Source organism: Arthrobacter sp. MDT1-49-2 (genome assembly GCF_059090185.1).
In genome coordinates this window covers 1-16457 of sequence record NZ_JBNHFK010000012.1, presented here as the reverse complement: position 1 = coordinate 16457, position 16457 = coordinate 1, and the positions used below count along the sequence as shown (strand labels likewise).

17 protein-coding genes and 1 tRNA gene are annotated in these 16457 nt (G+C 66.1%); 7 read left to right on the top strand and 11 right to left on the bottom strand.

What is annotated here, in order from left to right; translation table 11 throughout:
* Nucleotides 1-37 precede the first annotated feature (37 nt).
* Nucleotides 38-110: transfer RNA gene (locus tag AC5RTS_RS15105), tRNA-Lys, on the bottom strand.
* Between the two features lie 193 nt (nt 111-303).
* Between AC5RTS_RS15105 and AC5RTS_RS15100 the strand changes: the two genes are divergently transcribed.
* The 3 genes from AC5RTS_RS15100 to AC5RTS_RS15090 all read left to right on the top strand — a co-directional run bounded on the left by AC5RTS_RS15100 (nt 304) and on the right by AC5RTS_RS15090 (nt 2893).
* Nucleotides 304-945, top strand: coding sequence for a hypothetical protein (locus AC5RTS_RS15100; protein WP_493992834.1), 642 nt, complete (start codon nt 304-306; stop codon nt 943-945).
* 318 nt (nt 946-1263) lie between these two features.
* Nucleotides 1264-1881 (top strand): DUF47 domain-containing protein, encoded by a 618-nt coding sequence (locus AC5RTS_RS15095; protein ID WP_493992833.1) that lies wholly within the window; start codon nt 1264-1266, stop codon nt 1879-1881.
* 1 nt (nt 1882) lies between these two features.
* Nucleotides 1883-2893, top strand: a complete 1011-nt coding sequence (locus AC5RTS_RS15090; protein WP_493992832.1) for an inorganic phosphate transporter — start codon at nt 1883-1885, stop codon at nt 2891-2893.
* A 6-nt stretch (nt 2894-2899) separates the two neighbouring features.
* Here AC5RTS_RS15090 and pstB read toward each other — a convergent pair whose 3' ends face one another.
* From pstB to pstS, 4 genes are all read right to left on the bottom strand, one after another.
* Nucleotides 2900-3679, bottom strand: coding sequence for a phosphate ABC transporter ATP-binding protein PstB (pstB, locus tag AC5RTS_RS15085; protein WP_493992831.1), 780 nt, complete (start codon nt 3677-3679; stop codon nt 2900-2902).
* 32 nt (nt 3680-3711) lie between these two features.
* Nucleotides 3712-4821 carry a phosphate ABC transporter permease PstA gene (gene pstA, locus AC5RTS_RS15080; RefSeq protein WP_493992830.1) on the bottom strand — a complete coding sequence of 370 codons (1110 nt, stop codon included), beginning with the start codon at nt 4819-4821 and terminating at the stop codon, nt 3712-3714.
* Nucleotides 4821-5753 carry a phosphate ABC transporter permease subunit PstC gene (gene pstC / locus AC5RTS_RS15075; RefSeq protein WP_493992829.1) on the bottom strand — a complete coding sequence of 311 codons (933 nt, stop codon included), beginning with the start codon at nt 5751-5753 and terminating at the stop codon, nt 4821-4823. The genes pstA and pstC overlap by 1 nt, the downstream gene beginning before the upstream one ends.
* A 113-nt stretch (nt 5754-5866) precedes the next feature.
* A complete protein-coding gene (gene pstS / locus AC5RTS_RS15070; RefSeq protein ID WP_493992828.1) occupies nt 5867-6991 on the bottom strand; it encodes a phosphate ABC transporter substrate-binding protein PstS in 1125 nt (374 codons plus the stop codon).
* 243 nt (nt 6992-7234) lie between these two features.
* Between pstS and AC5RTS_RS15065 the strand changes: the two genes are divergently transcribed.
* The 3 genes from AC5RTS_RS15065 (at nt 7235) to disA (ending at nt 11085) form a co-directional block, all read left to right on the top strand.
* Nucleotides 7235-8365 (top strand): FUSC family protein, encoded by a 1131-nt coding sequence (locus tag AC5RTS_RS15065; RefSeq protein ID WP_493992827.1) that lies wholly within the window; start codon nt 7235-7237, stop codon nt 8363-8365.
* Between the two features lie 83 nt (nt 8366-8448).
* Nucleotides 8449-9816 (top strand): DNA repair protein RadA, encoded by a 1368-nt coding sequence (gene radA / locus AC5RTS_RS15060; protein ID WP_493992826.1) that lies wholly within the window; start codon nt 8449-8451, stop codon nt 9814-9816.
* A 192-nt stretch (nt 9817-10008) separates the two neighbouring features.
* On the top strand, nt 10009-11085 hold the full coding sequence (gene disA, locus AC5RTS_RS15055) for a DNA integrity scanning diadenylate cyclase DisA (protein ID WP_493992825.1): 1077 nt from the start codon (nt 10009-10011) through the stop codon (nt 11083-11085).
* Between the two features lie 4 nt (nt 11086-11089).
* Here the strand turns inward: disA and AC5RTS_RS15050 are convergent, their stop codons facing one another.
* Nucleotides 11090-11779 carry a hypothetical protein gene (locus tag AC5RTS_RS15050; protein WP_493992824.1) on the bottom strand — a complete coding sequence of 230 codons (690 nt, stop codon included), beginning with the start codon at nt 11777-11779 and terminating at the stop codon, nt 11090-11092.
* Nucleotides 11780-11865: 86 nt separating this feature from the next.
* Here AC5RTS_RS15050 and AC5RTS_RS15045 point away from each other — a divergent pair, with 86 nt between their 5' ends.
* Nucleotides 11866-12804, top strand: a complete 939-nt coding sequence (locus tag AC5RTS_RS15045) for an A/G-specific adenine glycosylase (RefSeq protein WP_493992823.1) — start codon at nt 11866-11868, stop codon at nt 12802-12804.
* Here AC5RTS_RS15045 and dhaM read toward each other — a convergent pair.
* The 5 genes from dhaM to AC5RTS_RS15020 all read right to left on the bottom strand — a co-directional run bounded on the left by dhaM (nt 12801) and on the right by AC5RTS_RS15020 (nt 16239).
* The gene (dhaM, locus tag AC5RTS_RS15040; protein WP_493992822.1) at nt 12801-13529 is read right to left on the bottom strand and encodes a dihydroxyacetone kinase phosphoryl donor subunit DhaM; all 729 of its coding nucleotides are present in this window, start codon (nt 13527-13529) and stop codon (nt 12801-12803) included. The two genes, AC5RTS_RS15045 and dhaM, sit on opposite strands and share 4 nt — an antisense overlap.
* On the bottom strand, nt 13526-14167 hold the full coding sequence (gene dhaL / locus AC5RTS_RS15035; protein WP_493992821.1) for a dihydroxyacetone kinase subunit DhaL: 642 nt from the start codon (nt 14165-14167) through the stop codon (nt 13526-13528). The genes dhaM and dhaL overlap by 4 nt, the downstream gene beginning before the upstream one ends.
* A gap of 2 nt (nt 14168-14169) precedes the next feature.
* Nucleotides 14170-15171, bottom strand: coding sequence for a dihydroxyacetone kinase subunit DhaK (dhaK, locus tag AC5RTS_RS15030; RefSeq protein ID WP_493992820.1), 1002 nt, complete (start codon nt 15169-15171; stop codon nt 14170-14172).
* 184 nt (nt 15172-15355) lie between these two features.
* Entirely contained in the window at nt 15356-15532 is a 177-nt protein-coding gene (locus tag AC5RTS_RS15025) for a CsbD family protein (RefSeq protein WP_493992819.1), read from the bottom strand.
* A gap of 191 nt (nt 15533-15723) precedes the next feature.
* Entirely contained in the window at nt 15724-16239 is a 516-nt protein-coding gene (locus AC5RTS_RS15020) for an amino-acid N-acetyltransferase (RefSeq protein WP_493992818.1), read from the bottom strand.
* Nucleotides 16240-16457 lie beyond the last annotated feature (218 nt).

Sequence of the window (16457 nt, the reverse complement as noted above, 5' to 3'; positions counted from 1 at the left end):
CCCGTTTTCACGGGCCGTTCTCTTTGTCTATCGGGAGTGCGCCCAGCAGGGCTCGAACCTGCGACCCACGACTTAAAAGGACGTTGCTCTACCAACTGAGCTATAGGCGCTCCCACCGGCCTGGAGGCGAATGCCCCGCGGACCGACTGTCCCACTTTATCGCACGCGGCACAGATCGGGGAAAACCCGGCACGGGATGGCTTCCCGCTGCCGGACAGAGGCCTCACCGATGGCGGAAACAGGACTGCCGGGCAGGCTGGAAGGCGCCTCGATTCTGCACATTCACGGGAGTATTCTCAGATTATGAGTGAGTCCAATTCAATGCCGCGCCATCACAAGCCAAAGCCTCTTGCACCCGTGGACTTCGCCAACTTCCCCGGTGGAGCCGACCCGGCCCGTGTCTCCGAGGCCGCCCATCTGGCCGCCCAGGCACTGGTCCACCACGGCCGTGAGAGCTCCGATCCGGAAGTCACCCGCCGATTGGTTGAGCTGACGGACCAGCAGGGCATCGAAGCCGTCGCCGAGATGTGGGCGGAGAGTCCGGCCCGCTCGCTGCCCGGTGCGCTCTGGCGGCTCTACGCACTCCGGGCCGCCATCCAGCAGGATCCCGAACGGGTGGCTGCGTTCTACTCCGCCGGCAAAGACGTTGCCCAGGTGTCCAAGGTGGTTGCCGGCGTCGCCGAACCCCTCGGCGCAGACGAGGTGCGCACCATGGCCGACACCATCCTCTCCGGCGCCTTCGAAGGCGATTTCGACGTCGCCCTGGAGCGGTTCGCCGCCTTCTGCCGGGTGGTTGCCCTGGGTCAGACCAACCACGCAGATTCCTCCGAAGCCTCCAACGGCAACCGTGCCACGATGCTCACCCGCAATGCGCGGCAGCTGGTGCGCACCGCCGAGGACCTGGAGCACTCCGCCGCTGCCTGGCGGCGGGGCGAGCTGGACTGAGCCGGGCGCCCGTGCAGTGCCCGCAATGGCGCTTGTCACACCTCCGCGGCTGCACCGGAGTCCGTGTTGACATCGCCGGGCAGGCGTAGAAAACTGAAATTGGTGTCGGACCGCGGAACCCCCGGGCTTCAACTCTGAGCCGCTTCGAGCGGCCTTCCGCCGAGAGGCGCTCCCGGTCCGGCACCGCTACATTTCCCCTTCGGGTACCAGCGCGCGTCCGCCGCACCTTCCCCCGCATTCACGGCTTCCCATCGGATATTCTGGGGCAGTGAGAACCTTCGTGCAGGATCCTCCTTCAGCGGCCGAATTGCGTCCGGCGTGAAACTACGACTTTTCCCGCAGGAAAACGCGGGCCTGGAGCTGCTCTCCCGGATGGCCTCGCAACTGCTGCGCGGCACGGGCGTCATGGCGGAGATCCTGGGTGCGGACCCGGAAGACTTCGAACGCCTCACCGAGCAGCTGCACCAGATTGATGCCGAGACCACAGATCTGCACTTCGCCCTGCTGACCCAGATGCGGACCAGCTTCATCAATCCCCTCCCCCGGGAAGACCTCTACGAGCTTTCGTTGATTCTGATGTCGGCAATGGAATGCCTGGACGCATCAGCCGAGACGGTGTCCCTCTACAAACTCACCGGCGTTTCCCGCCGTGCTTCCGAACAGTTGGAAGTCATTGGGCGGCAGGCCGAGCTGACGGCGTCCGCCATGCGCCGGCTTGCCTCGCTTGAGGATCTGGAGGAGTACTGGATCGAGATGCTCCGGCTGGCCCGCAGGGCCGAACGCACCCGCCGGATCTGGGTGGCGGAACTGATGCGTGAGCACAAACCCATGCCCTATGCCCGGCACCGGGACCTTGCCGACCGTCTCTCCGGCACCACAGCGCAGCTTCGCCGTGCCGCCACGTTCGTGGGCGGCGTCCTCGTGCGGGAATCCTAGGGTGGCGCTCTTTCTTCTGTGCGTCGTCGTCCTGCTGGCCGGCGTCTACGCCTTCCTCAACGGCTTTCATGATGCGTCCAATTCGGTGGCGACGTCGGTTCGCACGCGCGCCCTGACCCCCACCGTGGCGATCACGCTGGCGTCCGCCTTCAACTTCCTGGGGGCACTGGTCAGCACCGCCCTGGCCGTGGCCCTGACCGTCCGTTTTGTCGAACTGCCCCAGGGGCCGCAGGGGCTGGGCATCCTGCTGGCCGGGCTCACAGCCGCCTGCGGCTGGGGGATATGGACGTGGTGGCGGCGGATGCCTTCCTCTTCCACCCATGCGCTCCTGGGCGGGGTGGTGGGCTCAGGTGCGGCCGCCACCCTGGTGGGCGGGCAGAACATTGCCGGGTCCTACCGCGTGATCTGGGAACAGCTGGCGCTGCCGCTGCTGTTGTCCCCGGTCATCGCCTTCGCGCTGGCCTTTTTGCTGGTTTTCCCCGCGACGTGGCTGATGCGGTACAGCTCGCCCCGACGCGGCAACGCCGGGAACCGGATTGCGCAGTCCGTCTTCACCTCCGCCTTCTCGCTGGGTCACGGGATCCAGGACGGACAGCGGACCATGGCCGTGGTGGTGCTGGCCCTGCTGGCCGCAGGAGTGACAACGGATGCCGGCATACCGACGTGGGTGCAGATTTCGGCCGCCCTGGCCTTGGCCGCCGGCACGCTTTTCGGCGGCTGGCGGATTACCCACACCCTGGGCCACCGGCTGGTGCGCATGGATCCGCTGCGCGGCATGAGCGCCCAGGCAGTGAGTTCCTCCATGCTGTTCCTGGGCGCCTTCTGGCTGCACATCCCGCTTTCCAGCACCCAGACCATGACCTCGGCCATTGTGGGCGCAGGAGCCAACCAGCGGTTCGCCACCGTGCGGTTCATTCCGCTGCGGGAAATCCTGGTTACCTGGCTGACCACTGCACCGGTAACCGCGGTGCTCGGCGGCATCCTGTTCCTGGCGCTGAGCCCCCTGCTGTAGCGGGATTTATCCGAAGCGGCCGGAGACGTAGTCCTCGGTGGCCTTCTCCGCAGGGTTGCTGAAGATGACGGGGGTGTCCGCGTACTCAATCAGCCGGCCGGGCTGGCCGGTACCCCCAATGTTGAAGAAGGCCGTCTTGTCCGAAACCCGTGCCGCCTGCTGCATATTGTGCGTCACGATCACCACCGTGTAATCGCTCTTGAGCTCCTCGATGAGGTCCTCGATAGCCAGGGTGGAGATGGGGTCAAGTGCCGAGCAGGGTTCGTCCATCAGGATGACCTCCGGCGAGACGGCAATCGCGCGCGCAATGCACAGGCGCTGCTGCTGGCCGCCCGAAAGCCCCGATCCGGGCTTGTCCAGCCGGTCTCGGACCTCTTTCCACAGGTTGGCGCCGGTCAGGGAACGTTCCACCAGGTCATCGGCGTCCGCCTTGGAGATGCGCTTGTTGTTCAGCTTCACGCCGGCCAGCACGTTGTCCCGGATGGACATGGTGGGGAACGGGTTGGGCCGCTGGAAAACCATTCCGACGTGGCTGCGCACGGTCACGGGGTCCACGCCCGGTCCGTACAGGTTTTCCCCGTCGAGCAGCACTTCGCCTTCAACCCGGGCGCCGGGCAGGACCTCGTGCATCCGGTTCAGGGTACGCAGGAAGGTTGACTTGCCGCAGCCGGACGGGCCGATGAACGCGGTGACGGAGCGGGGTTCAATGTTGATATTGACGTCCTGCACGGCAAGGAAGTTGCCGTAGTAGACATTCAGGTCTTTGACGTCGATGCGCTTGGACATGTGTTCCTTCGGGGGTAAGTCGCGGCAGGGCTTTAGCGGGAGGTCCGGGGGGCGAAGATCCGGGCGATCAGGCGGGCGGCCAGGTTCAGCAGCATCACCATCAGGATCAGGATCAGCGCCGCAGCCCATGCCCGCTGGGTGCTCGGGTCCGTGTTCGTGGGCGAGGTGGGGCTCATCAGCTGCCGGTAGATGAACGTGGGCAGCGTGCTCATCCAGCCGGCAAAGGCATTGAAGTTGATCGTGTTCACAAAACCGGCCGTCACCAGCAGCGGGGCGGTTTCCCCGATGACGCGGGCAATCGCGAGGGTCACGCCGGAAGCAATGCCGGAAATGGCCGTTGGCACCACCACTTTCAGGATGGTCCGCCATTTCCGCACGCCCAAGGCGTAGGAGGCCTCGCGCAGCTCATTGGGGACAATCTTCAGCATTTCCTCCGTGGAGCGGACCACCACGGGAATCATGAGTACCGACAGGGCGACGGCGGCTACGAAGCCGGTGCGCGTGCCCGGGCCGAAGACGAGCCCGAAGAAGGCTGCGGCGAACAGGCCCGCCACGATCGAGGGGATGCCGGTCATCACGTCGACAAAGAAGGTGATGGCCCGCGAGAGGGCGCCGCCGCGGCTGTATTCCACCAGGTACACGGCCGCCAGCAGTCCCACCGGCACGGAAATCATGGTGGCCCAGAAAGTGATCAGCAGCGTGCCGACAATGCCGTGGTACACGCCGCCCAGGACGGGGGACCCGTCCTCTGCCGTGGCGTTATCCACTGCGCCGGTCATCCCGCCCATGGAGGTGAGGAGGAAGTCCGGACTGAGGCCGGGCAGGCCCCGGACCAGGACGGTGAAGATGACGGAGACCAGCGGCAGAAGTGCCAGCAGGAACGCTCCGTACACCAGGTTCGTGGCGAGCCGGTCCACGGCGTGCCGGCGCCCCTCCACCATCCAGGTCACGGCGGTGCCGCCGATAACGAAGATGAGCGCCGCAAAGATGGTGAAGGCAGCCACGGAAAAACCGATGAGGGCCGAGATTGCCGCACCCAGGACAACCGCGACGGCCAGGACAACCCATGGCATGTAGCGCGGCAGCCGGTTCTTGGTCAGCATTGCTCCGGGCCGGTTCAGTACGGACGGTGATTCGAGCATCAGTTGGCTCCCGAGAATTCTTTGTGGCGGCTGATGATCCAGCGGGCAATGACGTTCACTGCGAGGGTGATCAGGAACAGCACGAGTCCGGCGGCAATCAGTTCGGAGAGACGCAGCCCGAACGCCTCAGGGAAGTTCAGGGCAATCTCCGCGGCGATGGTCTGGTTACCGGGACGGATCAGGCTGGCAATCAGGCCGCCGGAGGAAAGCACCAGCGCCACTGCCATGGTCTCGCCGAGGGCACGGCCCAGGCCCAGCATGACTGCGCTGATGACGCCGGGACGGGCGAAGGGGAAGACGGCCATCCGGATCATCTCCCAGCGGGTGGCACCCATGGCCAGGGCAGCCTCCTCATGCAGTTTGGGCGTCTGCAGGAAGATTTCGCGGGTCAGGGACGTAATGATGGGCAGCACCATCACAGAGAGCACAATGCCTGCCGTCAGCATTGTCTTGCCGGTCTGGCTGGCGGGGCCGGCAAACAGCGGAATCCAGCCCGCATTCTCGGCCAGCCAGTTGTACGGCCCCACCAGGGCGGGGGCCAGCACTGTCATGCCCCATGCACCGTAGACCACGGAGGGGATGGCCGCGAGCAGGTCCACCAGGTAGCCCAGTCCCTGCGCCAGGCGCCGGGGCGCATAATGCGAGATGAACAGGGCGACGCCGATCCCCACCGGGGTGGCGATCAGCAGGGCTATCGCCGCGGCAATAACAGTGCCGATGACCAGGGGCAGGATGTACTTGCCGAAACCGCCGCCTCCGGAAATGTCGGAGGGGTCGGCCAGGAAGGTCGGCAGCGCCTGCCACATCAGGAACACGGCCACGCAGAAGAGCACAAAGAGGATCAGGCATCCGGCTGCCACCGTGATGCCGGAGAAGATCTTGTCTCCCGCACGGCCGGCGCCGCCCTCACCAGTTATTGACTTGCTCGACAATGCTCAGACCCTTCGACGGTGTTGCGGGCTTTTCTAACAGTTTAGGTAATCCGCCTCCTCCGGCGGACCGGCTCCCCCACCCGCGAACGGGGGAGCCGGAAATAAACACGGCGTCAGGGCCGGATACTGATGGTCTCCAGCGCCTCTGCGGCCCGTTCGCGCAGGGCCGCCGAGAGCGGCGCGCTGCCGGTTGCCTCCGCGGCCGCCGCCTGGCCTTCCTCACTGACAACGTAGTTCCCGAAAGCGCGGACCAGGTCCACCGTCTCCTGATCCTCGTAGCCGGTGCAGAATATGTGATAACTCACGAGCACCACCGGGTATGCCCCGGACTCGGCAGTATCCCGGTCCAGCTGCATGGCCATGTCCGCGGCCGGCCGGTTCGCGCCGGTGACCGGTGTGGAGGATTCCACGGCGAGTGCCGCCGCGTCGGCACTCACGGGCACGTAGTCTCCGCCGACCTGCACCCGGACGGTCCCCAGATTCCCGACGGCGGAGGCATCCGCGTAGGTAATGCCGCCTTCCGTTGCGGTCACGGTGGAAATAACGCCGCCCGTTCCGGACGCGTTTTCGCCGTTTGGCAGGCCCGAGGGCCATTCGCCGGAGGGTTTTTCCGTCCAGATCTGCGGAGCGGCTGCGGCAAGGTATTCGGTGAAGTTCTTTGTGGTGCCGGATTCGTCGCCGCGGTGCACGGCCGTGATGGCAGTGTCCGGCAGGCCGACGCCCTCGTTCTGTGCGGTGATGGCCGGATCATTCCAGGCCGTGATATCGCCGCGGAAGATGGCCGCCAGGGTCTCGGCGTCGAGGTTCAGTGCGCTGATGCCCTCCAGTTGGAAGGCCACTGCTATCGGGGAGATGTAGACGGGGATATGCAGGGCACCGTCCGGTCCGCAGACTTCTTCGGCGGCCGCAGCCTCTTCCTCATCGAAGTAGGCGTCGGAACCGGCGAATTGAACCCCGCCTGCCAGCAGGGCCTCGCGCCCGGCGCCGGATCCGTCCGGGGAGTACTGGACGGCTGCCTGCGGATTGGCTTCGCCGAAGCCGGCGATCCAGGCCTGCATGGCCGAGTCCTGGGAACTGGCGCCGGCGCCCGAGAGGGTGCCGGCGAGCGTGCTTTCCGAAGCCGCCGCGGCAGTGGAGGCGGGCGCTGCGCTGTCCGTGCCGCAGGCCGCCAGGGCCAGTACCGCAACCGCGGAAACTGAGAGCAAAGAGGTATTACGGCCGAGATTCTTAACCAACACGCTTTTCCCTTTCGAGGGTGGTGGGGCGCGGAAGCGCCGGGAGGCTGGCCGTGCGGCCGCCTCCGCTGTTGCGACGGCGCTGCACGTTCCTTCCCAAGCGTGACTAAGCAAGGTGAACGGAAAGTTAACGGGGGCAGGGGAACCGTGGAACATCAGGGAACCCCGTCACCGTGGTGACGGCCGAACGTAACGCCCGGGAGTAACGGCGACCACAGGTGCCACACCTCGCCCTAGACTGGGTCCATGCCCCAACGCAGCTCCTTCGCCAAAAGCCGGGGTTTCCTGCGGAACCGTATCCGGGTAGGCCTGCAGCGAAGCCGGCATTCGATCATTCCTGCCCTGCAGATGACCATCTGCGCCGTCGGCGCCTACGCCTTTGCCGAGTATGTCCTTGGCCATGAAGGACCGCTGTTCGCGGCCACCGCGGCCCTGATCTCACTCGGTTTCTCACGTGAGCCGCGCACCCGCCGGGTGCTGGAAGTGGGAATCGGCTGCACCCTGGGCATCACCGTCGGCGAGATCCTGCTGACCCTGCTCGGCGTCGGGCTGATCCAGGCGGCCGTGGTGCTGTTTATCTCGGTGATGCTGGCACGCTTCCTGGACCGGGGCGTCATTTTCACCACGCAGCTGGCTCTGCAGTCGCTGCTGGTGGTGTTGCTGCCGGCCCCCGACGGCGGCGTTTTCACGCGCAGCGTGGATGCCATTGTGGGCGGTGTCTTCGCCCTGGTGGTCACCATGCTTGCTCCGCGGGATCCGCGGCGTGAACCGAAGTCCAACATCCGTGAACTCCTGCACGAGCTCTCGGCGGTTTTGCGCCAATGTTCCGAAGCCATCGCCAAGAGCGATTCCACCGTCGCCTGGCATGCCCTGGTCCGGGCCCGCAACACCCAGCCACAGCTGGACACGCTGGCCCGCAGCGTCCGGGATGCCCGGGAGGTTGCCCGTATCTCCCCCGCCTACCGGCGCTATCTGGCGGAGCTCGGTGATCTTCGCGGTTCCATCGGGTTCCTGGACCTGGCGGTGCGCAACAGCCGGGTCTTCGCGCGCCGTACGACGTCGGTCATCAACCATGCCTCGCTCAACGACGAGGCCATCGAAAACGTCGCCGAGGTCCTCAACGACACAGCCGACGCCGTCGATATCCTGGCGAGGGCGCTCGGCGGCGGAGAAGGCAATGACGCCAGGCTGCGGCATCTTCGCCAGGCACGCAACGAACTGGCGGCCGTTGGGACCCGGCTGCACCCCAAGGCGCTGGGCATCACGGACCTGCAGGGAGACGCGCTGATCATGCTGTTCCGCCCCCTGGTGGTGGATTTGCTCGAGTCCACCGGCCTCACCCATGAAGAAGCGGTCACGTATCTTTCGGAGATCTAAGCGGAGGCCGGGCCGGGTCACGGCCCCCTGCACCCCGCTTCGTGCGCCGCAGAAGTGTCGGCGCCCCGGGATAGCCTGAGGATATGGCAACAAAGACTGCACGGCCGAAGGCCGCCAATTACCGCTGCTCGGAATGCGGCTGGACCACGGCTAAATGGGTAGGCCGCTGCGGCGAGTGCCAGGCCTGGGGAACCGTGGAGGAAGCCGGGGAGGTCCTGGCCCGCACCACGGCTGCCACGGTGGTTGCCCGGCCTGCCCTCCGCATCGGTGAAGTGGATGCCACCACGGCCGCCTACCAGGCCACCGGCGTCGGCGAGTTGGACCGGGTCCTCGGCGGCGGACTGGTCCCCGGGGCCGTGATCCTGCTGGCCGGCGAGCCGGGCGTGGGCAAGTCCACCCTTCTCCTCGATGTTGCCGCACGCGTGGCAGGTGCCGGCCGCGATGTCCTCTACGTGACCGGCGAGGAGTCCACGGCACAGGTGAAGCTGCGGGCCGAACGCATCGGCGCCGTGTCCGATCACCTGTACCTGAGCGCCGAAACAGACCTGAGCCAGGCCCTGGGCCAGGTGGAACAGGTTTCTCCGGGGCTGCTGATTGTCGACTCGGTCCAGACCCTGAGCAGTACCGCGGTGGACGGCAGCGCCGGCGGCGTGAGCCAGGTGCGGGAGGTGGCTGCATCCCTGATCAATGCCGCCAAGACCCGGAACATGACCACCCTGCTGGTAGGGCATGTCACCAAGGACGGCTCCATTGCGGGCCCCCGGCTGCTGGAGCACCTGGTGGATGTGGTCTGCCAGTTCGACGGCGACAGGCATTCCCGGCTCCGCCTGCTGCGGGCGGTCAAAAACCGTTACGGACCCACGGATGAGGTTGGCTGTTTCGACCTGACCGAAGACGGCATTGAAGGACTCGCGGACCCGAGCGGGCTGTTCGTTTCCCGGACCAAGGATCCGGTGTCCGGCACCTGCATCACGGTCACCCTCGAGGGCAAGCGTCCGCTGGTTGCCGAGGTGCAGTCACTGGTCGCCGAGACCGGCAACGCCCAGGCCAGGCGTGCCACCAGCGGTGTGGACTCGTCCCGGGTCGCCATGCTGCTGGCCGTCCTGCAGCAGCGCGCGTCAATGAGTCTGGCCAAGGATGACAGCTACGTCTCTACGGTGGGCGGCGTGAAACTCGGCGAGCCGGCTACGGACCTGGCGGTGGCGCTGGCCGTGGCCTCGGCAAAAATGAACAAGCCGCTCCCTGCGCAGCTGATTGCCTTCGGTGAAGTGGGCCTGGCCGGCGAGGTTCGCCCCGTCCCCGGAATCGGGCGGCGCATCAACGAGGCCGAACGCCTCGGGTTTACTCACGCCGTGGTGCCGGCCTCCCCCAGCGGTCCCGGAAACATTCCGTCAGGTTTCAAGGTCCGTGAGGTTTCCACGCTGGCCGAGGCGCTCGAGCTGCTTTTCTAAGCGTCCGACTCTCAGCTTTCAGCCTTCAGCCACGCCGCGGCGCCTCCCTGTGACGCACCGCCGCGTCCGCCGTGTCAAAGGACGTGCCGGTGCGGCCGATGAAGGGGCAGTGTACGGGAATCGCACACTAGTATAGGGACGGGCAAGTCTTGCCCGGTATGTCCAGGGCCCACGGGCCGGAAGGAAGTGACCATGGCCCGCAGCCCGGAAGACGCATTGAAGGCCACCCTGGCCCGGGTTGCTCCCGGAACCGAACTCCGCGACGGTCTCGAACGAATCCTCCGCGGCCGCACCGGTGCCCTGATTGTGCTTGGTTTCGACCGGACCGTGGATTCCATTTGTTCCGGCGGGTTTGATATCGGCATTGAGTTCTCCCCGACCAGGCTGCGTGAGCTGGCGAAGATGGACGGCGCCATTGTCTGCGACCGGGATGCCAGGAACATTCTCCGCGCCGCCGTGCAGCTGGTGCCGGACCACACGATCGAAACGCACGAGTCGGGTACCCGTCACCGCACGGCCGAACGCGTGGCCATCCAGACCGGTTTCCCGGTGATTTCCGTCAGCCAGTCGATGCAGATCATTCAGCTGTACATTGGCGGACTGCGCCACGTCCTGGAAGGTTCCGAGCCCGTACTGGCCCGCGCCAACCAGGCCCTCGCTACCCTTGAGCGTTACCGTGCCCGCCTGGACCAGGTCACCAACTCCCTCTCCGCCCTGGAAATCGAAGCGATGGTGACAGTGCGCGATGTCGCCGTCACCCTGCAGCGCCAGGAAATGGTCCGCCGCATCTCCGAGGAAATCTCGCAGTACGTCCTTGAACTCGGCCTCGACGGCCGGCTGCTTTCCCTGCAGCTCGAGGAACTGACCGCCGGCCTCGGTCCCGGCAGCGAAATGATCCTGCGGGACTATGCGGACCTGAACGACGGGCAGCGGAACCTCGAGGAACAAATCGCCACCCTGCAGAACATGAGCTCCTCCGAGATGGTGGACCTGGGCAAGATCGCGTCCGTGGTGGGCTTCCAGCCCGGCCAGGACTCCCTCGAAGCCGTGGTGCAGCCGCGCGGCTACCGGCTGCTCAGCAACATCAAATCCGTACCGCCGGCAGTATCCAACCGGCTGGTGGACCACTTTGGCGGCCTGCAGAACCTGATGGCTGCGAACATTGATGATCTGATGACCGTTGACGGTATCGGTGAACAGCGTGCCCGGACCGTGCGTGAGGGCCTTTCCCGGATCGCCGAAACCAGCCTGCTCGACCGCTTTATGTAACCGCCTACTCGAGCTGGAAAACAGCCTTTTCGCTGCTGCTCTCCCCCAGCCGGGCGGTAAAGATGTAGTAGCCCGGGTTGGGGTTGGATGCCACCGCGGCGCATCCCGGCGCGGACCGGTTTCGGTTCCACGGGAAGTTTGCCGTTTCGGAGGCACCGGCCTTCACCTTTTTCACGAGGTCCTGCGCACCGTCCTGGCAGTCCACCGAGGAGAAGATGCGGTCCGATCCGCTGGTGACCAGGAACTCCATCTGCGAGGTGCCGACGTTGATCTCGCAGTCGGACTCGCCCGTATTGGTGACGGTCAGGGTCAGGACGGGAGTGGCTCCGGCGGGATAAACCTCCGCGTCCGTGGAAGCAAGAACCTTGACGCTTCCAGCCGGGCACAGGGTTGTTGCTGCCGGTTTCTCCGTAGGTGCGCCGGCGTCCTTCCCCTCCGCCGGAGCGGAAGCGGCCGGCCCTGCCGCCGGCGTGGTGAGCATGGGTACCGGGACAGTCGATTCGGCCGAGGCCGTCTCCTTCCCTCCGGACAAGGCACGGACGCCGGCGGCCACGGCGAATCCCAGTCCCACCAGGACCGCGAGCACCAGGATGCCCGCAACGAGGCGTCGGCGCCGGTAGACAGCAGGACTGGGCCTGCGGGGAACACCACCGGGACGCGATCCTGCCGGCTGCTGTTTTCCCTTGCCATCCATGATTCAAGGCTAGGTATTCACGGCACGATTACTGGGCGCACCACGCCGGTCAGTAGAGTATTGCTGGTCATAAGCGAGGAGTGCCCATGAATCACCAGGTGCGGGAACTGCATACCAGTATCACCGGCTGGTTCGCCGTGCACGCACGCAAGCTGCCCTGGCGGGAGCGCGACTGTACGGCCTGGGGCGTGCTGGTCAGCGAAATCATGCTCCAACAGACTCCCGTTGTCCGTGTCCTGCCAGTCTGGCAGGAATGGATGCAGCGCTGGCCTACACCGGCCGCGCTGGCTGCCGAATCAAGCGGGGAGGCGGTCCGCGCCTGGGGGAGGCTGGGGTACCCCCGCCGGGCGCTGCGGCTGCACGCGGCAGCGGCAGCGATCACCGAGGAGTTCGGCGGGGAGGTTCCCTCCACCCATGCCGCCCTGCTCACCCTTCCCGGCGTCGGTGACTACACCGCCGCGGCAGTCGCAGCCTTTGCCTTCGGGGCGCGGGAGACGGTGGTGGACACGAATATCCGCAGGGTCCATGCCCGGGCCGTCACCGGCAATGCCCTGCCCGCTCCCGCCCTGACGGCCGCGGAGATGCGCCTGGCGCGCGAACTGATGCCGGACGGTGCGCCCGAGTCAGTGGCCTGGAATGCTGCGGTAATGGAACTGGGTGCCTTGATCTGCACTGCCCGGAATCCGAAGTGCAGTCAGTGCCCGGTGCTGGAGCAGTGCGCCTGGGTGTCCGCCGGAAAGCCGGAGCCGCACTACGTCCCCAAGGGGCAGGCGTGGGCCGGCACAGACCGGCAGGTCCGCGGGGCCATCATGGCCGTGCTTCGGAACGCGCAGGCTCCCGTACAGCGGGACCTGCTCCTGCATCCGCCAGTGGATCTGGTTGCCTCCCCTGCGTCAGGGGAGCTGGACCCCCTGGCCGCGCTGCACCGGCTGGCGGCTCCGCAGGAGCAGATGGAACGGGCACTGGCCGGCCTGATAGCGGACCGGCTGGCGGCCGAAGATGCCCGCGGGATCGCGCTTCCCTAGATCTCGCCGAAGCCGTTCCTCACCTCGGTCCCCAGCAGCTCGATGGCACGCGCAGCGTCCGGGCCGGAGGCTGTGGCGCTGAGCGTCTCGCCGGGCTTGAGCCCGAGGGTCATCAGCATCATGACCGACTTGCCGTCCACGCCGTTCACGGTGATTTCTGCGTCCAGGTCCGCGAGGAGCTGCGCCACGGCCGCTGCGGGGCGTGCATGCAGGCCCATGGGATTCACCAGCGTCCAGGCGCCCGAGACTTCATCAGTTCCAGCCGATGAGTCAGGTACAGTTCCCTCATCCGTAGCCGCCGGGGCAGCACTGCCGTCCTCCGCGGACGCGCCTGCGCCGGCATACGATGCGCCGGCGGATTCCGCGGCGGCCAGCACTTCCGCCAGGCTTTTGCCTGTCTGGGCCGAGACGGCCGCGGCCACTGCGCCCTCCACCAGCGGCGCATTGGCCATCCGTACCCGCTCCTGCTGCTCCGGGTCCAGGAATTCCAGGGCCATTTCCGCGGTCATCACCGCGGATCCGAGGTCAGTGAGGAGCACCGCACCGTCCCCCTGATCTGTTTCGGCTATCCCGGCCTGGATTTTCTCCAGACTGGTACCGATGCCGCCGTCATCGGTCCCTCCCGCCGCAGCCAGCCGGACGTCGGCAGCCATCTGCGCCGCCAGTTCACATACTCCCTCAGCGAGCTTCGCGCTGTGGGAGACAATGACGAGCCCCACGCTCATGCCGCTGCCTCCGCAGCCTGCGCTGCCGATTGCAGGATCAGTGCGGTGGAGGCAGCCCCCGGGTCCAGGTGACCGGCGCTGCGCTCCCCGAGATAGCTGGCCCTGCCCTTGCGGGCCACCAGTGGTTCCGTTCCGGCGAGACCCGCCTCGGCAGCGTTTGCTGCGGCAAGCAGGATGCCTGCAGGAGTGGAGTCGGCCGCCTGCGCGGTGGCAGCGGCGTCCACCGCCGGCGTCCACGCATCGATCATCGTCTTATCCCCCACTTCGGCCTTGCCGCGCGCCACAATACCGTCGCGGGCGGCAGTGAGCACTGCTACCAGCTCCTCCGGTCCCAAGGCCGCGGAATCCCCCGCCGCGGTCGCGGCACGCAGGAAGGCGGTCCCGTACAGGGGCCCCGCTGCTCCGCCCACCTTCGACATCAGGGTCATAGCCGCGGTTTTGAACACGGCGCCGGGAGTATCGGGCGTGCCGTCCGTGTCCAGTTTCTCCACAATCGCACTGAAGCCGCGTTCCATGTTCTCGCCGTGGTCGGCATCGCCGATTTCCCGGTCCAGCGTGGTTAGCCGCTGCCGGTTTTCAGAGATCACCCTGGCACTGTCGTGCATCCACCGGTCAGCCCAGGCTGCATCCAGTTCCATGCCTACTCCCCCCACCGAAGCGCCGGGGTCTTCACCGGCGAGTCCCACAGTTCCGTCAGTTCATCGTCCAGGCGCAGCACGGTCACTGACGCGCCTTCCATTTCCAGGGCAGTGATGTAGTTCCCCACCAGGGACCGTTCCACGCTAACCCCCCGCTCCGCCAGGATCTGCGCTGCACGGCGGTAGACAATGTACAGCTCGCTGAGCGGGGTCCCACCCATGCCGTTGACGAAAAGCAGCACCCGGTCCGAGGACGTGATCCCCAGATCGCTGAGCACCGGTTCCATCAGCTGGTCCGTAATCGAGTCCGCGTTGGTCATGGACACCCGGTGCCGCCCGGGCTCACCGTGGATGCCCACGCCCATTTCGATCTCGTCGTCGGCCAGGGTAAAGCTCGGCTCGCCGGCGTGCGGGACGGTGCAGGGGGCCAGTGCAACACCCATGGACCGCACATTCGCGTTCACCCTCTCGGCGACCTCGGAGACCTTGGCCAGGTCATCCCCGCGTTCCGCGGCGCCGCCGGCTATCTTCTCCACCAGCACAGTGCCCGCCACGCCGCGGCGCCCTGCGGTGTAGGTCGAATCTTCCACGGCGACGTCGTCGTTGACCACCACCGTGCGGATGTCGATGCCCTCGACCCCGGCCAGTTCGGCCGCCGTTTCGAAGTTGAGGATGTCGCCCGTGTAGTTCTTGACGATCAGCAGCACACCGGAGCCAGAGTCGCTTTCGACAATCGCCGGCAGGATCTGATCCGGCGTGGGCGAGGTGAAGACAGCCCCGGGAACCGCTGCGGTCAGCATTCCCGCGCCAACATACCCGCTGTGCAGGGGCTCGTGCCCGCTTCCGCCGCCGGACACAAGCGCCACCTTTCCCTGTACCGGGGCGTCCCGGCGGATGACGTAGTCCGGATCCAGGTGGACCTTCACCAGGTCCCGGTGGGCAATTTCAAATCCCTGCAGCGATTCCGCCACCACGGAACGGGGATTATTAATGAGTTTTTTCATGGCGCTGGAACTCCTTCGTTGCACAGAACGATCCCGTCTCCCCCGTCTCGACACTACCTGCGCGGTGCGCCGTGCAACAGGGTTGGCAGTCGAGGGGCGGACCGGTGTCCGGGCAACAAAAAAGCGGGAGGGTGTTCCCTCCCGCTTTCCGCCGCCGTTTCGGCGAAGTCGTACTGCTCCGGGCCTACTTGCCCTTGAAAGCGTCCTTGATGTTCTCGCCGGCATCCTTGATGCTGGACTTGGCCTGGTCACCGTGACCTTCGGCTTCCATCTGCTCGTTGCCGGTGGCCTTGCCGAGGCCTTCCTTCACCTTGCCGCCAAGGTTTTCGGCCTTGTTCTGCATCTTGTCATCTGCGCCCATTACTGAACCCGCTTTCTGATTGGCTCCCGGACCGTGCAACCGTCTGGGCTGCGTGCCGGGCATCCGCCCGGCCGGTCCGTCGGCATCGTTTGATGCTAAGTATCCTTAGCTTATCGATACTTGGCGGCGCCCGCCACCTGAGCCGGGGTTCCGGTCCGGCAGGCCGGACGGCATGTGCCTGCCGAAGGGGCCTAGAGCCAGCGGATCATCCGGGTATTGCCGAGCGTATTCGGTTTCACCCGGGCCAGATCCAGGAACTCCGCCACGCCTTCATCGTGGGAACGCAGCAGCTCGGAGTAGACCACGGGATCCACGGCGTTCTGGTTCTCCATGATCTTGAAACCGTGCCGTTCGAAAAAGTCCACTTCAAAGGTGAGGCAGAAGACCCGCCCCACGCCTATGTCCAGCGCGTCGCCCAAGAGGGTTTCCAGCAAGGCATGCCCGACGCCGCGGCCCCGCCAGGAGGGGTCGGTGGCCAGTGTCCGCACCTCCGCGAGGTCCTCCCACATAACATGCAGGGCCCCGCAGCCGATCACGGTGCCGTCGCCGTCTTCGGCAATCCGGAATTCCTGCAGCCCCTCATAGTAGGCCACTGCTTCCTTGGCAATCAGGACCCGCTCCCGTGCCAGCGGCGCCACGAGACGTCGAATGTCGTGGACATCGGCGGTTCGGGCGCGGCGGACGGTGATCTGTGAAGCGGACATCATCGAACCAGTCTAGGCCTTCCCTCCAGCCTGGCTCAGGGAGTCCGTAACACGGGAAAACGCCCGGACGGATGTCTCGGGTCCGCACCACCGGGCAGACACACAAAAGAAGCCCCGGATAATGTGAACTGCTCCCCGAAAGTTGGACTGAGAAATCAGTTCTAACTTACGGGGAGCAGTTCTATGCCTGCGCGCAGTTCATTGTCCGAGGACCAACGCCA